The organism is Microcystis sp. MC19 (genome assembly GCF_003019735.1).
Lineage (GTDB): Bacteria > Cyanobacteriota > Cyanobacteriia > Cyanobacteriales > Microcystaceae > Microcystis.
Genome location: NZ_CP020664.1, coordinates 947,861 through 967,707 on the forward strand (window position 1 = coordinate 947,861; position 19,847 = coordinate 967,707).

Genomic DNA, 19,847 nt, shown 5'->3' on the forward strand with positions numbered 1-19,847 from the left:
GTTTTAAGTGAAAAGGCTAGTATAATTAAGGGTGTTCTAAGTAAGTGGTTCTAATTAAATAGAAGATAAATTTTGCCTTCCATCTCCCCCTGCTCTCCTTAATCCACCCTTGACAAGGACGGTATTTGACGGTTTTTAACATCTACCTACTTATCTTGTGGGGAAATGATTACCTTGTCATCAAAAATTAATATATTTTTAAGGCTTACGATCTAATTTTTTGCTTTTACTAAAATGTCAAATGTTATTGAAATTGTCAAAAACTTAGCCAATAGAGAAGCCAAGCGCACTGAAGCCGATATACAAGCTGGCATCAGGGATTTATTACTTCAAGCTTCACTAGATCTCGATGATGAAGATCTTGATGTAAAACTTGAATCTCAATTGGGTGATCGCCGTAGAATTGATGTTGAAGTAGGATCGGTAGTCATTGAAGTCAAAAAAGATTTACGGAAAGCGAAAATTCTCGCTGATGCGATAGAGCAATTATCGGGCTATGTCGCAGTTCGGACGCAGCAAACGGGACAAAACTATATTGGTATTTTATCGGATGGTTTGGAATGGCGCTGTTTTCATCTCAAACCATCAAAGGATTTTGTTGAAGTCTCTAAACATTTAGTAAATGCAAATAATCCCGATGCCGATAAATTAATTGCTTGGTTAGATGGTGTTTTGGCAACAAAGCAAGGCGTTATTCCTACTCCAGAAGAAATTAATAATAAGCTGGGTGTAGAAAGCTCTTCCTATGCCATTAATCATGCAACTTTATTAAGTTTGTATGAGGAAAACAAAGAGCTTCCTACAGTAAAAATGAAGCGTCTATTATGGGCGAAACTTTTGACGACAGCGTTAGGTAGTCAATTCAAAGATAGTGATGAATTATTCGTTGAGCATACCTTACTGGTGAATGTATCTGAAATTATTGCTCATGCTGTTTTAGGTCTAAATGTTAATGATTTATCGCCCGCTTCTCTTTTATCAGGTTCTCAGTTTGAGATTAGCGGTATTTATGGCGTAATTGAAAGCGACTTTTTTGATTGGGTGATAGAAGTTGAGGAAGGTGATATTTTTATTCGTTCATTAGCTCGTAAAATTTCTCGTTTTAATTGGGGGGAAGTGGCCTATGACATTATGAAAGTCTTATATGAATCAATCATTGCTCAGGAATTAAGAAAACAATTAGGAGAGTATTACACACCAGACTGGCTGGCGGAGGCTATTGTTGAAAAAACAATTAAAGACCCCTTAAATAAGCGTGTTTTAGATCCGTCTTGCGGTTCTGGAACTTTCTTGTTTCATGCGGTTAAAAATCTTTTTAAAAAAGCAGCGCAGGAGAAATTGTCTCTGCGTGAATCTCTTGAAACTTTGGCAAGGAATGTTATTGGCTTTGATATTCATCCAGTCGCAGTGACGTTAGCTCGTGTAACTTATCTTTTGGCAATTGGTCGTGATAATTTGACTAATCCAAGCAGAGGGGAAATTAATATTCCTGTTTATTTGGCTGATTCTATGCAATGGCGACAAAAGCAATATGATCTATGGTCAAGAGATCACGTCATTATTGAAACGGATAGTGAAGGACAGTTATTTAAATCGGAGTTACGTTTTCCCCATGAGCTTCTAAAAAGTTCCCATAGTTTTGATGAGCTTGTAAAAGAATTAGCAGATAAAGCTACTCAAAAAGATTACAGTAAACCGATACCTTCTTTAACGGGGGTATTTCGGCGATTAGCTATCCCTGAAAAGTTTCATGAGACGATTAAAAGTACATTTTCCGTTATGTGTGAACTCCATGAAAGCGGACGGGATCATATTTGGAGCTATTATGTGCGTAATTTGGTCCGTCCTGTTTGGTTGAGTTTACCGCAAAATCGGGTTGATATTCTAATTGGAAATCCGCCCTGGCTTTCTTATCGGAATATGCCTAAAGAGATGCAACAATCATTTAAGGAAATGAGTGAAGAGCGCTCACTTTGGCATGGGGCAAAGAATGCCACACATCAAGATCTTTCAGCATTGTTTGTCGCTAAAACTATTGAAACTTATTTGGGTGAAGGTGGCAAGTTTGCTTTTGTGATGCCTAATTCAGTAACGGATAGAGAATATTTTGGAGGATTTCGAGAGGGGAATTATTGCCTAGGGAAAGGAGCAACAACATACGTTGAATTTGCAGAATCTTGGGATTTACGAAGACTAAGACCCCATTTTTTTCCTAGAGGTGCATCGGTTATTTTTGGTAAGAGATCTCAAAAACCTGTAAAAATGCCTTTGATTGCTGAATATTGGACAGGAAAAATCAACGAACCTAAATCATCGTGGAGCGTGATTAAAAAATCACTTAAATTCCCTAAAGAAGAAATAAAAATAGGCTCAGAAAATAAAATTTCTCCCTATTATTCCCAATTTTCACAGGGAGCTACAATAGTTCCGAAAGTGCTTTTAACTGTTGAAGAAAAAATATCTAGTCCGTTAGGTTTAGCTTCTGGACGTAAGTTAGTTCAGTCAAAAAGATCTGCTAATGAGAAAAAACCCTGGAAAGATCTTCCTACTTTAGAAGGAACAATTGAAAGTGATTTTATCAGACCTTTATATACAGGAGCATCTATTTTACCTTTTCGTTGTCAAGAACCCGAATTAGCAATTATTCCCTGGAATGGAAAAGTCTTAATGGACGGAGAATCTGAATTAATTGATCTGTATCCCGGCTTATGTGCTTGGTGGCGCAAAGCAGAAGAAATATGGACAGCAAACAAATCTAGTAGCACTCGCTTATCCTTACTTGAACAAATTGATTATATGGGCAAGCTGACTCAGCAGTTTTCCATACCAAAAGAAAGAATTTTATATGCAACCTCTGGAATGCACATTTGTGCGGCTAGATTATCCAATAGACAAGCTATTATTGATAGTAAACTGTATTGGGCAACGACTGAAGGACTAGAAGAATCCTATTATTTATGTGCAATCTTAAATGCAGAGATTACAACTTTAGAAACTCGTCCTTTAATGTCCTATGGAAAGGATGAAAGAGACATACATAAGCACGTCTGGAAACTTAACATCCCTAAATTTAATCCTCAAGATCAATTGCATCTTAAAATCTCACAAATTGGTCAAACCCTAGAAAAAGATATTTCTCAACTTGAATTGAGAGATGTTTATTTTGCTAATATTCGTCAAGATATTAGACAATATATAAGAAATAGTAGCCAAGGGAAAGAGTTGGAAAAATTAGTAAAAGAACTTTTACTTGCTAAAAAAGTGATTTAAACCGATGCCACCAAGGTTACTGATTAGATCAATCAACAACTCCAAACCTTAAATATTCAAATTTAATAGGGAAAAATTATGCAAACTTCATAAAAGAAACCCTTAAACAACCACTAAAAATAATACTAAATCTGGTTATTTAAAGATCGAATTCCGTCAGGGATTACCTCAATTACTGACTTATGCTTACAATAGCTTAGAAAGACAACCCTAAGTTTGGTGATTAGCGACTAATGGCTTACAATATAAGTAGCTGGTTATAATTAAATTAAAAATGGATTTGAGGTTCGATCCCCCCTATCCCTTATAGGGATCTTTCTTAACAATTTTTGCAGTAAGCACTCCAACCCTTATCCTGACTTGATTTCAGTTTTTTCTTTGTCAGTAAGGGTGTCAACAAGGAATATTACAAATTGTTAACCGAGTCTTGAAAGCCTTGTGCCACAAAGGTTTGAAATGTTAAGAAAGATGTGACTAAAGGACAGAGGGGGGCATCTGATAATTTTTAACGCCTACCTACCCCTATGTTCGTCTATCTCAGACAAGAAACTAACCCCACTTATCAAATAATGCCAGAAGTTAATTTAATGTATCCTGAATCAGCAATTAATCTGCTCCAAATTCTCAAGGCAATGGGTCAGCTAATTTTAGAGACATAAATTAGGACTCAAACAAGCTATAATCTCTTAGGGTTTGACTGTCTATATAGGCAATTAAAAGCGTCTTGAATACTTACCACTATCTAAAACTCCTGAGTCGAAAATAAACTTAATTGAGTAGTTCGATTGAACGAGAATGAATTAGTTGATGCTTGCTCAACATCTAACCAAGACTCGATTACAGAATTAACCACAGCAGCTACGCAGGAAATCGCTACACTATTACCCGTTAATTTTCGCATAGTTTGATAACTGCCGACAATTTGATAATCATCGGGAAACCCTTGTAAACGTAGCATTTCTCTTTCTGTTAAACGTCTTTTCCCCTCCACTAACAAATAATTATAGGATGCTCCCGCTCGCAAGGCACAGGAATAGGGATAAGCACTGACATTACCTCCTTTATTTTCGTGCCAGATGGTCGGTTCACTATAAGGTTTTTTTCCCTCTCTTTTCAGAAGGCGACTTTTTTGAATTCTGGCGGAAGCATAATAAAAATCCGAGACATTTTCCTCTAATATTTCCGTTAAACTTGTTCTAGATAAAGCTGGTTTTGGCCAGATAAAACGCCGCGATTCTCGGAAACCAACGATAAAAATCCGTTCCCGTTTTTGCGGTAAACCAAAATTAAGCGCATTCAAAACCCGATAATCGGTATAGTAATCTAAATCTTGCAGAGTATCGAGAATAACTTGCAAGGTTTTTCCCTGTTGATGTCCCTGCAATTGCTTGACATTTTCCAGAATAAATGCTGCGGGTTGTTTGACTTTTAAAATACGGGCAATCTCAAAAAATAGCGTGCCTCTGGTATCTTCAAACCCCTTTAAATCACCACAAATACTAAAGGGTTGACAGGGAAATCCCGCCATTAAAATATCATGATTGGGAATATCTAGGGCAGCAATTTCGGTAATATCTCCCTGGGGTTGGTCGCCAAAATTAGCCTGATAAATTGCCCGAGCGTCTTTATCTATATCACAGGAAAAAACACAATCAGATTCTAAGTTTTTTTGGCGACAAACTTGTTCAATCGCCACTCGAAACCCTCCCAAACCACAAAAGAGGTCAATAAAACAAATTTTTTTGCTATCTTTCAGGAGATTCATCGATAGTTGAGATTGTAGCGATAGGGACATTCTCTTTGATTTTAAATTACTCAACTTTCACTAAAGAGCGGACGGTAAATATTTCATTTGCTTGTAGGGGTTTAATCGCAGAAATTGGCACAGTAACTACTGAAATTGACTCACCGAGAGCGTTAAAAACCTCTAAAATTGCTCCCATTTCGCCATTGCTAGGATGGGGGATTAAATCCACTAATACTGCCACATCTCCCGATTTTAGATTGTCTTCGGGAACATCAAGACAAAGAACCACATGATCGTATAATCTAACATCCATAATTATCTATCCTTTCGGGGCTTGAGAGTAACAAACTGAAAACAGTCGTCAATGTATAGCAGTATCCATATTGTAACCACTGCTAAATTGATTCCGTTAACTCCTTCTAGCATTCCTTCAACTCGATAAAAGATACCGTATTCATTTTTACCATCTTTGATCGCATCTTCTACGGTAATTAGCTGAATAATCGCTTTTGGCAAACTGGCCGCATTATCGAGAGGAAATCCTGCTTGTGCTAAAAATTTTGATTTGTCATCTTTGTCTCTGAATACGAGAAGATAACGAGTAAGTTTATCCTCTGGAATAATTCCTTAATAGTTTTTTCGTACTATATTTTCAATGCCAAAATCGGGGTTAATGCTCTATTTATTTCAAAATGAGAATTGCTGATTCTTACTAGCAGTTGTTGGCGCTGCTCCAGTGTAATGTACCTCTCGAACTTTGGGAGAAGAAGTTTTGTGACCAACTCGCATATAGTTGCGGGACTTTGCAGAATAATAAAGTTATTAATCGCGTATTCTACAGCCAAAGCTGGTGTTGTCGTACTGCTTAAGGCGAAGCTTATAAAGACGTTCGTATCGATAACTATGGGTTCACGATTCATCTACTAAAAGCTCTTCCAACTTCTCATCAGTCAATCCCTGACTCTTAGCATAAGCACGAATTTCATTCACCACTTCCATCAAGGTTTGGGTGGTTTCGTCCTGTTCGTTCCCCGTCATCTCATGATTCTCGATGGTGAAATCGACACACGCATGAGCAGACAAACCTAACTGCTCGATCGCTGTGGGGATTTCGCTAATTTTAACGTTTCGGATCGTTGCTTTCATATTTTTAAAGTAGCACAAATACAAATTGAATTATTATTCTTCAGCTTGTAGCGACTGTCTTGATTGTCAAGGGGTAACTCAAAAAACAATCAAGGAGTTGCTGTCGAACCTAAAATCTCAAGCCAGAAAAAAGCGCAGCAAAAACTAAGTCGCTCAGGTTAAACCAAAGCAAGCGCAACCCTTGATCAGAGATAACAAAAAGTGTGAATCTCTAGGAACAAGGTGGTAAATTGTCAGCAAGCTGCCAAGGCTGATTTTGGCGAACCATTGCATTAAGAATAACTAAGATTTTCCGCACACAAGCAGTCAGAGCCAGTTTTTTTGATTTACCGCGTCCGACTAGGCGTTCGTAAAAGGTTTTAATCACCGGATTATGACGCATAGCTACCACCGCTCCCATGTAAAGAGTCGCCCGAATCTGAGCGCGACCTCCCTGAATCATTCGCTTACCTTTATGTTGACCACTATCATGATTAATCGGTGCGACACCGACTAAGCGAGAGATTTGTTTGGCGGTTAATTGACCGAGTTCTGGTAAGTCGGAGACGAGAGTAGTAGAAATTACTTGACCAATCCCCGGCACGGTTTTGAGTAAATTGACTTTCTCGAGCCATTGTTGGTTAGCTTGGGTCAATTCCTCAATTTCTTGATTGAGTTTTTCGAGGCAGTTATCGAGATACTCAAGATGGGCTTCGATATCGACCAAAGCTTTACCGCGAGCGCGTTCCCGTCGGTTTTTTTCGGCAGTCCGCATCTCGACAAGTTGCCGGCGACGACTAATTAAGTCGCCCAATTGACGAGATTCTTCCGACTCAACCGCTAATATTTGCGGTTGCATTGCTTCGCCAAAATGAGCTAAAATTTGAGCGTCAATGGCATCGGTTTTGGCTAATTTACCAGTGGCTTTAGCAAAGTCTCTTCCTTGACGGGGATTGATTAAGGCTACAGGTAAATCCGCTGGGAGCATCTCACTTACGCGATAAGTAATTATACTTAGCCTAAAAGCCACTCTTAATCGTGTCTTGGAACGAAATAGAGGCTTTTAAAGACTGCGTACATGGAGAATTAAAACAAGAATTACCCTCGAAAAGCCTATTTTTCCACTAAGTATTTATGCTCATTGCAAAGGTGAGATGCTCCCAATCCGCTTCTTGTAATTGAATCACCAGTTCAGTTTCTAAACCTCCTGTTGCTTCCAGAACGATGAGGTTGACAGTGTAGGATTTTAGGGTTTCGACCAGTTTAGATATGTCCTCCTTTGTGTTAGCAACTTTCATCGCTTTACTGAGGGGACGAAGGTAAACATCTAGGGTCGCTTTACTAATGTCAATGCCTACCCATTGAGAGATATTTTCCATGATTAAACCTGAGAAATTGGCGGGATTAATGGTTCTTTTGGAGAGCATCCCCTTGATTTTACTCATCCTTGCCCGATACGGTCTCTTAGCTTAACAATTGATTGTTTTCGCCACGACCCCGGCGACTGTTCGAGTTTTGTCAGGGAGATTATGGTGGTGACCCTTGCTACGAAGCGGTCTTTTCCGACCAAGGTTGGGACGGTCTACCACCTCTCTCAATATACAAGGTTGGGTTGAGCGATTTAATACTTAGGAGAAAACTGCTGGCTCTCCCAGCTTTGGTGGGTAAAATGTATTTTAAGATACATTTCTCAAGAGCGAGGGGGTGGAACGAACCACAAAGACACAAAGGACACAAAGATCGATCGATCCTATGTCAATTAAACTTATCACACAGAACCTAGAAGAGCCAACTGCTCAATTCAATGGTTTGAGCGAAACCCAACATTCTTGACGATATTGGTGTGGTTGGGTTTCGCTTAAGCGTCGCTAATATTTGACAGACAAAAGTTATTATTGCTCAACCCAACCTACGGCTACGGAAGACATAGATAGAGAAAAAAATTGGTAATCTCTATGAAAATTGTTTTCAATTCTTCTCCTTTACTCTTTTTGTCTCGGTTAGGATTTTTGGAAAAATTCCTAGATTCTAAAGATAGCGTGTTCTATGTTCGCTGTACCAATCGCTATCGGGATACAGATATTCATATTCTTTCCGTTCTCTTTCCCTTCTTTCTTCTGGCGATTCTCTTCGCTCTCTTTCTAATCGTTCTCTTTCTGCGGCTTCTCTTTGTTCTTTGTGATATTTTAGGCTGGCTTCTATATACTTTTCAGCTACCTGTTTAAACTCAGGAAATATGGTGGCAAGCTTGTTTAATTTTGATTCTTTTTCATATTCCGGTTGTTTACCTGGTTCAGAAACAAGGTTAGAAACATACTTATCAAATACATATTTAAACTCAGGCAAAGTAGCAAGAAACTCCTTTAACCTGTCCATTGTATCATAACTAAAACCGAGACTTGCAGGCTGGCAGGGAATCCACCGACTAATTGCAAACCGAAAATCTGGGTACTTATCTAGGAGCATCCTAACATCGGCAACAGATAAACCTCCGTCAAGCATCTGTAACCATTGCTGGCGAACAGAATTTCGTTGGACAGGATCAGTAATGTGGTCAAAACAGTTATCGTAGGGCGTTGACATATTTTTTTCTCCGAATCACCCATAATCTTATTTTAACCGTTCAGGGGGCGGTTATCAAGTAGCCATTAGTTTTGTAATGGGGATTTATGCTCCGCTCCAAAAACTTTTCGCCTTAAGGCAAGGTTTTAGACCCGATTTTTTCGATAAAAGCAGACTACGAGAGAATTTTTCGCAGCACTAAAGCTATGTAAGAATCATCGCTTTAAGGGGTGACATTTTCTGTTTCTGCTGGTTGAATTTCTGGCATTTCTACTTTAATTAAACTCACTCTAGCACGATAAAGTAGTTTTTCCCCATGACGATAGCCCCGATAACGAACTAAAACGGGTGTACCGATTGCTGCTTGACCATCGATCAATTGATGGATTTGCGGATCATAACTAACATGATCACCGACACTGTCAATTGGTTGCACTCCCCAGCGCTCCAGTAACTGCATAATCGGTTTAACTAGGGAGAGGATTTTGACGGCTGCTAGGTCGGGATTTTTGCGGGCAACGGCCTCGGCCGTAGGCCATTGAACTAACCAAGATTCGATCGCTTCGATGCTTTGACGTTGAAATTCTGCGGCTAATTCTTCTTTTTGCTTGTCTAATTTTTGCTGTAAATTTTGATACTCTTGTTCGAGAATTTTTGATTCCCCTGAACGATCCTCTGTCCCCATCGTCGGGATTTGAAAATGAGCAAGGAGATCGCTAACTGGCAGCTGCAGCCCATTAGCTAATTTCACCAAAGATTCAGAGGATAATTTGGCGATTAAGCCATGGCGAACTCTCTGCAATTGCCAAGAAGATAGACCCGATAACCGACTCAATTCTTCCAGATTTTTACAGCCAATTTCTGCCATTAACTGCTCTAATTTTTGCCGATGATATTTATATAAGGACTCATTCATGGGAATTCTCAGCTTAAGCGATGTGTTTAGCTAAAACGGATTTAGGGGCGCGACGAACTCGACAGAGAATTGTTTCTTTACCGAGACGCTGATGAGCGGCAAAGCGATGGCAACCGGAAAAACCGTAGTAGTTACCATCCACCTCCAAAACATCGATCGGTTCTCGTAATCCCTCCTCAGCGATCGATTGCATCAACTGATTAACTTTTTCGGGATCGGTTTGTCGCGGTAAAGGACGACGAATTTGGGACAGAGGAATGTTTTTAATTTCCATAGTGTTTTTACTATAGCACATTTAGGCTAAACTGAAGATAAGTTGACTCGGTTGCTGATGCAGTGGTCTGCCTCGCTGCCGGTAGTTTTCTGGCCACAGACAAGATTTTATTCCTAAATCCTCTCCTTTACTGACTATGACTATTCCTCCTATCAATGAAAAAATTATCCGGCAAAATAGCACCAATGCTTCCTATCAGCGCGGTCGGTATTATTACGATAGCGATGCAGTTATTTCTCTTTGGCAACGGGGGCAAAATCTGCAAGCTTTAGTCCGTGGTAGTGAGGTTAAACCCTATCGAGTTGTCATGGATTTTAACCAAGAAAATCTTGAGAATGTCTCCTGTTCCTGTCCCTACGATTACGAGGGTTGGTGTAAGCATATTGTGGCGGTTTTATTAACCTGTTCTCGCCAACCAGAATTCATTATTAAAAAAGCCTCCCTAGAGGAGTTATTGACACCGATTGATGAAAGTAAATTAAGAAAATTGCTTAATCATTTAGTGGCTAAACACCCAGAAATTATCGAGGCAATTGATAAGTTTTTATTTCCAGATACCCCAGTCAATAAAGCAGCAGGAAAGATAACTATTAATATCAAAACTTATCGTAATACTGTCCGTAATGAACTGCGGCAATTCCTGCGAGCGATCGAAGAAGATTACTGCGAAGAAGATCCAATTTCTGATGAAATTTATGCCCTGGTGGATGAGGCCCAAGATTATTATCAAAAGGGAGAACCGGATAATGCGATCGCTGTTTTAGAAGCAATTATTGGCGCCTGTATCGAGGAATGGGATGATTTAGAAAATTACGGTGCTGTCAATGATGATTTAAGTGATAGAATCGATCGAGTTTTAACTGCAGCAATTTTAAGCAAAGAATTTAATCCCCAAGAAAAGCAAGATTTAAGGGAAAAGATCGAGCAATGGCAGCATGAATGGAGTGCCGATTTTGAGATGAGTTTAGCAGCCTTACAACAGGGATGGGATGATCCTGTTTTAGAGAAGATTTTACGAGGACAATCGGCTAATTTTTCAGAAATGTGGTCAGAAAATATCCCCGATTATGCCCAAACATTGACTTCTATTCGCTTAGAAATTTTCGAGCAGCAGGAAAAAGATCAGGAGTATTTGAATCTAGCTTTAGCTTCAGGACAAGTGGTAGAATACCTAACTAAGTTAGTCTATCTTGATCGCATTGACGAAGCGATGGCATCGGCAAAAAATATGATAACTAAAAACGATGAAGCTTTCTTTTTTGCCAAAGCTTTACGCGATGAATCCGCACCAGAATCCGCTCTCATAATTGCCCGAAGTGGTCTAAATTTCCCAGGTGATTATCATTATAAATTAGCTCTCTGGACAAGTGAACTAGCGCAATCTTTAGGGGATATAGATACAGCTTTGGCCGCTAGAATTAAGGCATTTCAAGACCAACCTTCCTTTTCCCATTACCAAAAAATTGAGTCTTTAGCGGGGCAAGATTGGCCCGATTTAAAACTAGACTTGTTAGATTACTTGCGCGAGTTTAGCGGTGGACGTTCCACAGAGGCTAAAATTGATATATTTCTCCACGAAAATTTAGTTAGAGATGCAATTAAAGTCGTTTCTGATAATTCCTATGTGCAGTCTCACCTAATTTGGCGGATAATGGATGCGGCTGCTACCGTCGATCCTAACTGGGTGATCGATCGCGCGCGTTCTGCTGCGGAAGAGATACTCGACGAAAAAAAGGCTGATCGCTACGAAGAAGCAATTAAATGGCTAAAAAAAGCTCGTAATGCTTTTTATATGTCGGGAAGACGGGAAGAATGGCAAACTTATCGGGAAAGTTTAATTAAGGAACACGGACGCAAATCGAAATTTATGGGGTTATTTAAACATCAGGATTTACAATGATTTAAGCTTCTAAGCTAAGACCCATTTTAACCGCCTATCCTTAGAGCAGCTGAATCTCCCCCACCCCCCCTACCCCCCGACATCGGGGGGGGTTTCCTCTTGCCTTATCTCCACAAGCAATTTAAATACTTAACAGCTTCGCCGTCAGTTATCGGCTAAAATTGTGCTGTTTTTAGCTTGTAGAGCGGAAATTATCCTAATCTTAGGCCTAGTGACATTTCGGGGCAAAGTGGAGTATAATGGAAGATTGGTCTAAACTTATCTCCAGACTACTTATACTGAATATTCATTGTCAAAAAATATGACTGAAACTATTCGCTTTTTGATGTGTTCTCCCGATCATTACGATGTGGATTATGTGATTAATCCTTGGATGGAGGGCAACATTCACAAATCTTCCCAGGAAAAAGCTAGGCAACAATGGCAGCAGCTTTATCATGTTCTCAAAGATCGGGCGCTCGTGGATTTAGTCACACCAGAAAAAGGCTGGCCTGACATGGTTTTTACCGCTAATGCAGGTTTAGTTCTGGAAAAAATAGTCGTTCTCAGTCGCTTTTTACACAAAGAAAGACAGGGAGAAGAACCCTATTTTAAACAGTGGTTTGAAGATAACGGTTTTACAGTTCACGAACTGCCCAAAGATTTACCCTTTGAAGGTGCAGGAGACGCACTATTAGATCGGGAAGGACGTTGGTTATGGGCAGGATATGGCTTCAGAACTGAGTTAGATTCCCACCCTTTAATCGCTAAATGGCTCGATATCGAGGTTTTATCCCTACGTTTAATTGACGAACGTTTCTATCACCTTGATACCTGTTTTTGTCCCCTTAGTGGTGGTTATCTCCTCTACTATCCCGATGCTTTTGATGCCTATTCTAATCGGTTAATTGAGTTAAAAATTCCCGAAGAAAAACGCATTATCGTTGAAGAAGCCGATGCGGTTAACTTTGCTTGTAATGCAGTAAATATCGGTCAAGTAATCGTCATGAATAAAATTAGTGACGACTTACAACATAACTTAGCCGCAAAAGGATTTGAAGTGGTACAAACTCCCCTAACGGAGTTCTTAAAAGCAGGAGGAGCCGCTAAATGTTTAACCCTGCGTACCACGGAACCCCTAATTCCAGACCATCACGCTAATGTCACCATTGAAAGTCGCATTCTCCAGCTAGAAGGTCATCTGCTCGACGCGGGAATTATGAATAAAGCTCTCGATGTTGTGGTGGGAAATGGGGGCAGCTTCAAGGTTTTAAACTTCACCTTAGGGATTGAGCGCCAAAGTACCTCCTCGGCCGAAGTGCGGGTTTCTGCACCCTCTCACGAGGTAATGGAGGAGATCATGGTACAATTGATCGACCTCGGTGCGGCCGCTCGTCCCCAAGAAATCTGTGATGTCAATACCGCCATTGTCGCTCAAGATGGGGTCGCTCCCGATGATTTTTATGTCAGCACCATCTATCCCACGGAAGTGCGGGTTAACTGTGAATGGGTGCGGGTGGAAAATCAACGCATGGATGCAGCCATCGTCGTCACTGAAAGTCCAGAAGGCAAAACCGCGAAATGTACTCTCCTGCGGGATTTAAAAGCTGGCGATCGCGTTATGGTGGGAGTTGAGGGCATCCGTACTATCCGACAGGCGGAATCCAGGGAACAACGCAACAGCACCCAGGAATTTACCTTTATGGGTGCGGGGGTTTCCAGCGAGCGCCGAGTCGAGTTAACCGTGGAGCAGATTGCCTGGGAAATGCGCCAAATTCGCGACCAGGGCGGTAAAGTGGTGGTAACGGCAGGTCCGGTGGTCATTCACACTGGAGGAGCGCAACATCTCTCCCGTTTAATCCGCGATGGTTACGTTCACGCTTTACTGGGGGGAAATGCGATCGCAGTTCACGACATGGAACAGGCGATCATGGGTACTTCTTTAGGGGTAGATATGCAGAAAGGCATCCCGGTGCGCGGTGGCCATCGTCACCACCTCAAGATTATCAACCTCATCCGTCGCCACGGCAGCATCGCCAAAGCTGTATCGGCCGGGGTATTGACAAAAGGCGTAATGTATGAATGCGTCAAGAATAATGTCCCCTTCAGTTTGGCCGGTTCAATTCGCGATGATGGTCCGCTTCCGGATACGGAGATGGATTTAATTAAAGCACAGGAAGAATATTCCCGTTTAATTCAAGGTGCAGACATGATTCTCATGCTCTCTAGTATGCTCCATTCCATCGGTGTGGGCAATATGACACCGGCGGGGGTAAAAATGGTCTGTGTTGATATTAACCCGGCCGTGGTGACAAAATTAAGCGATCGAGGTTCCGTAGAATCCGTGGGTATTGTCACCGATGTGGGTTTATTCCTGAGTCTGTTAACCCAACAGTTGGATAAGTTAACCCGTCCCTTGGTAGAAACGGTTTAAAACCGCAAGTAAATCCTCTAGAGACGTTTCTAGAAGCGTCTCTTTTTTAATTATTCCCATAATTGGCGATACTGCCGATCAGATGCTATCAATGAACCTTCTAAAAAACAAAGAAAAAATTCGTTTTATTGACCTCTTTTGTGGTTTGGGAGGGTTTCGAGTGGCAATTGCACAAGTTTGTCGCCAAAAAAACTTAGAATCTGATTGTGTTTTTTCCTGTGATATAGATAAAGATGCTCGGTCAATTTATCACGCTAATTTTGGCGACCAACCCCGGGGAGATATTACCGAAATTGCTGCCCTAGATATTCCCAATCATGATATTTTAATGGCGGGATTTCCCTGTCAACCCTTTAGTATTTGTGGTGATTTAAAGGGGTTTGAAGATACCAGAGGCACGCTATTTTTTGAGATTGCCCGTATTTTAAAAGTCAAACAACCCGCAGCATTTATTCTGGAAAATGTCAAGCAATTGCAGGGACATCAACAGGGAAAAACCTTGCAAGTTATTCTCGATACTCTGCAAGATTTAGATTACTATACCGATTATCGGGTTTTGAATGCGCTTAATTTTGGTTTACCGCAAAAACGGGAACGGATTTTTATCGTTGGTTTCCGAGAATCGCGGCGTTTTATCTGGCCAAAACCAGCTTTATCTAGAACAAGTTTAACGGAAATATTAGAGGAAAATGTCTCGGATTTTTATTATGCTTCCGCCAGAATTCAAAAAAGTCGCCTTCTGAAAAGAGAGGGAAAAAAACCTTATAGTGAACCGACCATCTGGCACGAAAATAAAGGAGGTAATGTCAGTGCTTATCCCTATTCCTGTGCCTTGCGAGCGGGAGCATCCTATAATTATTTGTTAGTGGAGGGGAAAAGACGTTTAACAGAAAGAGAAATGCTACGTTTACAAGGTTTTCCCGATGATTATCAAATTGTCGGCAGTTATCAAACTATGCGAAAATTAACGGGTAATAGTGTAGCGATTTCCTGCGTAGCTGCTGTGGTTAATTCTGTAATCGAGTCTTTGTTAGATATTGAGCAAGCATCAACTAATTCATTCTCGTTCAATCGAACTACTCAATTAAGTTTATTTTCGACTCAGGAGTTTTAGATAGTGGTAAGTATTCAAGACGCTAAAATGAGACTTGATAGCATTATTGCTAAAGCTAGAATTGACTTGTATAAGCCAATTCAAATTGCCGAAGTTCTTAGAAAATCTCGGTTAGAAAAAAATATCAAAGTTTTAGATTTAAAGACTTATCAAAATCAATCTATTCGTTGGCGAGATGAAGTAACAATAAGATTGCTTAATAAAGTTTCTACATCTTCTGCTAGATATCAACATGATGTATGGAGTACCACAGCAATGTCTCCTGAGTTACTGGAAATTCTTGATCGAGAAAATAAGCGAACACGGGGAGGTGTAGAACGTTATATTTATTTAAAATTTAGTGAAAGACAATCTACTGTATCAAGTTTAATTGACTATATAGAAAGTCAAAATGAGAAAAGTTTTGATTTAAAATATTTATTAGATGAGTTTAGTGCTAAAGCAGGAATCCGCAGAAGTATAGACAAAGCATACGAGATTATAGCTTATAGTTTATTTGAAACCATTGTAGTATCTCTGGAGGCAGAGATCACAATGTCTATACCTTCAATCAAACAAGATTTATTAAACGAGTTTTCTGATTTAGCTAAAGCCTTACTTGGTTTAGATAAGAACCAAAATAAGCGAGTATTTAAGGCTCATATTTATAGAGTAGGAGTGACGAATGCAGCCGATAGGGGCTTAGATATGTGGGCAAATTTTGGCATAGCTATTCAAATAAAACATTTAACCCTTGATGAAGAAATAGCTCAAAATATTATCGATAAAGTAGAAAGCGATCATATAGTTATTGTTTGCCGTGATGCTCATGCTGATGTCATCAAAATTATAGCTCAACAAATCAGTTGGGGACAAAGAGTGCGCGGCATAATACTTGAATCGGAGCTAATTAATTGGTATAACAGATGTTTGCGAGGTGAATTTTCTAATTTGTTGGCCAAACCTTTACTTCAGTATCTAAGTGATAACTTTAGAAAAGAATTTCCTCAGTCTATTGCTTTAATAGATTTTTTAGAGGAAAGAAAGTATTTGAAGTTAAAAATAAAAGACGATGATATTTGGGCTATTGGTTAGATTACTAAAAATGGTAATTAAGTCAAGAAAACAAAAACTATCAAAAAGTCCCTCCTGTCTCCTGCTGTCAACCCATTGATTAGGATTTTTCTTAGCCAAAACTTTTTTGGCATCGGTCAAAGATTTTAGGCAAGGATGTGGAACGCTTCAGCTGATTGGGTGTAACATAAAATTGCTGTCGATTTTACAATCTAAGACTTTAAATCTAAATCTATTGCCCTATTTTAGCTGAAACTATTTTTATCGGTATTTTTAACCAATTATCAGAGAAAATTTACCCACTAGAGTCGCCCTAGCCGGCTTTCTTTTTCTATAATACTAAATCTGGTTATTAAGTTCGATCGCCCCTTAGTCCTAGGTTTGATTCATAGTAGGGTTGATTCATGAATCAACCCTACCCTTAGTCCCCCCTTGATAAGGGTGGTGTCTGATAATTTTTAACGCCTACCTACTTAAAGACTGATTATTTATTCCCCTTTTTGCATGAGTGCATGAGCAGAAAACGGGTTTCTCCGAGAAACCCGTTTTCTGTGCGTTACTCAACGGATTTAGTATAATAGGGGTTAATCTTCCCATACTTGTCAAACGGCTATGAGTCTCTGTCTCAATCCCGATTGTTCGCACAAAAACACCCCCACGGATAAATTCTGTCATAAGTGCGGTTCTCAATTACTGCTCAGAGAACGTTATCGAGCGCTAAAATTAATCGGTCAAGGGGGTTTTGGTAAAACATTTCAAGCGATAGATGAAGATAAACCCTCAAAACCCTATTGTGTAATTAAACAATTTTTCCCGTCAGCGCAGGGAACAGGAACTTTACAAAAAGCAGCAGAATTATTTAAAGAAGAAGCGATTCGTTTAGATAGTTTGGGAAGATACCCACAAATCCCCGAACTTTACGCCTATTTTACCGGTAATGACGGGCGACAATATCTCGTGCAGGAATATATCGAAGGACAAAATCTCGAACAAGAATTAAAAGAGGAAGGAGTATTTAACGAAGCAAAAATTAAACATCTTTTGTCAGAGATTTTACCGATTCTAGAATTTATTCATAGTAAACAAGTAATTCATCGCGACATTAAACCCGAAAATATTATTCGCAAAAAAAGCGATAATAAATTGATTTTAGTGGACTTTGGCGCAGCAAAATTTGTCAGTCCTTTAAATCGTTCCATGACAGGAACAATTATCGGTTCTGCCGAATATATTGCTCCAGAACAGGGAAATGGCAAGGCAGTTAATGCCAGTGATTTGTATAGTTTGGGTGTAACTTGCCTTTATTTATTAACAGGAATATCTCCTTTTGATTTATTCGATGGGGGGGAACACCAATGGGTATGGCGACAGTGGTTGGTTAATAATCCTGTTAGTAATGATTCAGGGAATATTCTTGATAAATTAATCGAGTTTGGCACAAAAAAACGCTATCAATCCGCCTCGGAAGTGTTGCAAGCTTTGCAGATAAAAACATCAGTCTCTATACCCCAGACAACTATTCAAAAACCCGTTAATGCCGTTATTTCCGTTCCCCAAACTCCCCCATCTATTCAGCTTAAAAGTGCCAAAGGAATCGATTATCGGAACTTAGAGGATTTACTGAAACGGCAGCAATGGAAAGAAGCGGACGAAGAAACCGCAACAGTGATGCTACAGGTAGCCAATCGCACAAAAGAAGGATGGCTAGGTACGAAGGATATCGATAATTTTCCCTGCGAGGATTTGCGAACCATTGACCAATTATGGTTGAAATATAGTGGCGGAAAATTTGGCTTTTCTGTGCAGGCGAAAATTTACCGCGAACTCAGTGGGACGCGGGAGTATAATGAAAGAGTTTGGAACGCTTTCGGAGATAGGGTAGGCTGGCGAGTGAATAATTGGATATACAGCTACTGGAATTGTACTTTTGACCTAAAAGCACCCCTAGGACACCTCCCGTTTTTATTGACGAGAGCCGACAACAGGACATTTGACATTTATATTGACGAGACCGGGACGCTAAGGAGGGGACATTTCGTGGGGGGGGCGTTGTTTTATAGGTCTCTCGCGTCGAGACTTGTAAAATGTAACATATAAAGGTTACAGCCAATTTTTAAGAATCAGATATAACATGAAAGTTAGAGATGTAATTAGATTACTAGAACAAGATGGATGGTATTTATCGAGAACAAGGGGAAGCCACCGACAATTCAAACATTCTCTGAAATCAGGTTTAGTTACTGTTCCGGGTAAGCCATCCGATGATTTAGCGATTAAGACTTTACAGAGTATTTTCAAACAATCTCAATTGAATAAATATCTAGAAGAAGGAGACAATAACTAATGCGTTACGCGATTATTATCGAAAAAGCTGAAAATAACTATTCCGCTTATGTTCCCGATTTACCCGGTTGTGTTACTACAGGTAAAACCCTAGAGGAAATCACAGAAAATATGAAAGAAGCAATTCAATTTCATCTGGATGGATTACAAGAGGAAGGGCTGCCAATTCCCCAACCAGCCACCTATTGCCAGTATATCGAAGCGTAACCGATCACCTGCATCCTGTCCGCGACTTTTATCTGTTAACATGGAACTGTAAACATATTACTAATGCTCAAATGCAGAAAAAACTTCTCAATATATGCGCGGATTTCGGCTACAAATTACCGCTAATCTGTACACCTTACGAGTTAATGGGAGAATGAGCTATGTGGGAAGATGAAATACTCGAAGAAATTCATAAGATTAGAGAAGAACACGCCAAGTCTTTCAACTACGATATAAAAGCGATTTGCGCCGATTGGAGGGAGAGACAAGCGAAAAGTGGTAGAAAATTAGTTCGGTTAAATACCGCCCAAAACATGACAAAAAATAGCGAAAATGATACTATTGAGAGAAACAAATGCTAGAAATTAACAAAAGCTATGTATTAGACAAAGATCAAAAGCCGATTGCTGTTCAGATTCCCATTGCTGAATTTGAAAAAATCGAAGAAATCCTAGAGGATTACGGACTAGGAAAACTCATCGAAGAAGTTGAAAATGATCAAATCCTAGACAAAGAAAAAACATGGCAATACTGCCCGCATATACTGTAAAATCTATTTTATAGAAGTCTATAAAGAAATTGGCTAAATTACAATATAAATGCCTTATTTAAATCCCAATGCGACAATCCCACCAGCTAAATTAACCCGGTATTTGCTAGTTTTACAACCCAAAGATGATAAATCAGGCTTTCTGGCACAAGCGGGATATAATTTAGACAACTGGCAGGTATTGGAACAAGATTTAAGACGTATTCTTCTCAACGAGGCCACCTTAAATAAACCAACAAAGTTCGGTGATATTTATGAAATTAAAGGACTTTTACAAGGGGTGAACGGGATAAACTTACGAGTCTCTACCTATTGGATTATCGACTCACTTACGAAAGAAACAAGATTTGTGACTTTATTACCAGATTAAAAG

21 protein-coding genes and 1 pseudogene are annotated in these 19,847 nt (G+C 39.7%); 12 read left to right on the forward strand and 10 right to left on the reverse strand.

Going from position 1 to position 19,847, the window contains the following annotated elements; genetic code table 11:
• The first annotated feature begins 234 nt into the window (after window positions 1-234).
• A complete protein-coding gene (locus B5D77_RS04840) occupies window positions 235-3,270 on the forward strand; it encodes an N-6 DNA methylase (protein WP_106908382.1) in 3,036 nt (1,011 codons plus the stop codon).
• Window positions 3,271-3,794: 524 nt separating this feature from the next.
• A pseudogene (locus B5D77_RS27635) lies at window positions 3,795-3,929 on the forward strand (restriction endonuclease subunit R); the annotation flags it as partial.
• Between the two features lie 83 nt (window positions 3,930-4,012).
• Here B5D77_RS27635 and B5D77_RS04855 read toward each other — a convergent pair.
• From B5D77_RS04855 to B5D77_RS04895, 10 genes are all read right to left on the reverse strand, one after another.
• The gene (locus tag B5D77_RS04855) at window positions 4,013-5,035 is read right to left on the reverse strand and encodes a DNA cytosine methyltransferase (protein WP_008199301.1); all 1,023 of its coding nucleotides are present in this window, start codon (window positions 5,033-5,035) and stop codon (window positions 4,013-4,015) included.
• Between the two features lie 46 nt (window positions 5,036-5,081).
• Window positions 5,082-5,330: a DUF4926 domain-containing protein gene (locus B5D77_RS04860; protein ID WP_002789664.1), complete on the reverse strand. Its 249-nt coding sequence runs from the start codon at window positions 5,328-5,330 to the stop codon at window positions 5,082-5,084.
• A 2-nt stretch (window positions 5,331-5,332) separates the two neighbouring features.
• Window positions 5,333-5,641, reverse strand: coding sequence for a DUF6883 domain-containing protein (locus B5D77_RS04865; RefSeq protein WP_039899700.1), 309 nt, complete (start codon window positions 5,639-5,641; stop codon window positions 5,333-5,335).
• A gap of 20 nt (window positions 5,642-5,661) precedes the next feature.
• Entirely contained in the window at window positions 5,662-5,937 is a 276-nt protein-coding gene (locus tag B5D77_RS27965; RefSeq protein WP_051011159.1) for a putative toxin-antitoxin system toxin component, PIN family, read from the reverse strand.
• On the reverse strand, window positions 5,927-6,163 hold the full coding sequence (locus tag B5D77_RS04875; protein ID WP_002743252.1) for a hypothetical protein: 237 nt from the start codon (window positions 6,161-6,163) through the stop codon (window positions 5,927-5,929). Before B5D77_RS04875 ends, B5D77_RS27965 begins: the two co-directional genes overlap by 11 nt.
• Window positions 6,164-6,374: 211 nt before the next feature.
• Window positions 6,375-7,130: an IS110 family transposase gene (locus tag B5D77_RS26475; RefSeq protein WP_254053038.1), complete on the reverse strand. Its 756-nt coding sequence runs from the start codon at window positions 7,128-7,130 to the stop codon at window positions 6,375-6,377.
• 136 nt (window positions 7,131-7,266) lie between these two features.
• The gene (locus B5D77_RS26480) at window positions 7,267-7,587 is read right to left on the reverse strand and encodes a hypothetical protein (RefSeq protein WP_216824537.1); all 321 of its coding nucleotides are present in this window, start codon (window positions 7,585-7,587) and stop codon (window positions 7,267-7,269) included.
• A 583-nt stretch (window positions 7,588-8,170) separates the two neighbouring features.
• The gene (locus tag B5D77_RS04885) at window positions 8,171-8,725 is read right to left on the reverse strand and encodes a hypothetical protein (RefSeq protein WP_106908383.1); all 555 of its coding nucleotides are present in this window, start codon (window positions 8,723-8,725) and stop codon (window positions 8,171-8,173) included.
• Between the two features lie 202 nt (window positions 8,726-8,927).
• Window positions 8,928-9,620, reverse strand: coding sequence for a helix-turn-helix domain-containing protein (locus B5D77_RS04890; RefSeq protein WP_008198332.1), 693 nt, complete (start codon window positions 9,618-9,620; stop codon window positions 8,928-8,930).
• Between the two features lie 13 nt (window positions 9,621-9,633).
• The gene (locus B5D77_RS04895; protein WP_044000072.1) at window positions 9,634-9,915 is read right to left on the reverse strand and encodes a ParB N-terminal domain-containing protein; all 282 of its coding nucleotides are present in this window, start codon (window positions 9,913-9,915) and stop codon (window positions 9,634-9,636) included.
• A 115-nt stretch (window positions 9,916-10,030) separates the two neighbouring features.
• Between B5D77_RS04895 and B5D77_RS04900 the strand changes: the two genes are divergently transcribed.
• The 10 genes from B5D77_RS04900 (at window position 10,031) to B5D77_RS04950 (ending at window position 19,844) form a co-directional block, all read left to right on the forward strand.
• Window positions 10,031-11,794 (forward strand): SWIM zinc finger domain-containing protein, encoded by a 1,764-nt coding sequence (locus B5D77_RS04900; protein ID WP_106908384.1) that lies wholly within the window; start codon window positions 10,031-10,033, stop codon window positions 11,792-11,794.
• Window positions 11,795-12,095: 301 nt separating this feature from the next.
• Complete coding sequence (locus B5D77_RS04905) at window positions 12,096-14,207, forward strand: TIGR00300 family protein (protein ID WP_106908385.1); 2,112 nt, start codon at window positions 12,096-12,098, stop codon at window positions 14,205-14,207.
• Window positions 14,208-14,298: 91 nt separating this feature from the next.
• A complete protein-coding gene (locus B5D77_RS04910) occupies window positions 14,299-15,321 on the forward strand; it encodes a DNA cytosine methyltransferase (RefSeq protein WP_106908386.1) in 1,023 nt (340 codons plus the stop codon).
• Window positions 15,322-15,324: 3 nt separating this feature from the next.
• Window positions 15,325-16,395, forward strand: coding sequence for a HaeII family restriction endonuclease (locus B5D77_RS04915; protein ID WP_106908387.1), 1,071 nt, complete (start codon window positions 15,325-15,327; stop codon window positions 16,393-16,395).
• 591 nt (window positions 16,396-16,986) lie between these two features.
• On the forward strand, window positions 16,987-18,471 hold the full coding sequence (locus tag B5D77_RS04920) for a GUN4 domain-containing protein (RefSeq protein ID WP_106908388.1): 1,485 nt from the start codon (window positions 16,987-16,989) through the stop codon (window positions 18,469-18,471).
• Between the two features lie 34 nt (window positions 18,472-18,505).
• Window positions 18,506-18,718, forward strand: a complete 213-nt coding sequence (locus B5D77_RS04925) for a type II toxin-antitoxin system HicA family toxin (RefSeq protein WP_106908389.1) — start codon at window positions 18,506-18,508, stop codon at window positions 18,716-18,718.
• Complete coding sequence (locus B5D77_RS04930; protein WP_002743279.1) at window positions 18,718-18,924, forward strand: type II toxin-antitoxin system HicB family antitoxin; 207 nt, start codon at window positions 18,718-18,720, stop codon at window positions 18,922-18,924. Before B5D77_RS04925 ends, B5D77_RS04930 begins: the two co-directional genes overlap by 1 nt.
• Window positions 18,925-19,085: 161 nt before the next feature.
• The gene (locus B5D77_RS04940) at window positions 19,086-19,286 is read left to right on the forward strand and encodes a hypothetical protein (RefSeq protein ID WP_061433428.1); all 201 of its coding nucleotides are present in this window, start codon (window positions 19,086-19,088) and stop codon (window positions 19,284-19,286) included.
• Entirely contained in the window at window positions 19,280-19,474 is a 195-nt protein-coding gene (locus B5D77_RS04945; protein ID WP_002789683.1) for a hypothetical protein, read from the forward strand. The genes B5D77_RS04940 and B5D77_RS04945 overlap by 7 nt, the downstream gene beginning before the upstream one ends.
• A 49-nt stretch (window positions 19,475-19,523) precedes the next feature.
• Window positions 19,524-19,844, forward strand: coding sequence for a DUF6883 domain-containing protein (locus B5D77_RS04950; protein ID WP_002734685.1), 321 nt, complete (start codon window positions 19,524-19,526; stop codon window positions 19,842-19,844).
• Window positions 19,845-19,847: the final 3 nt, after the last annotated feature.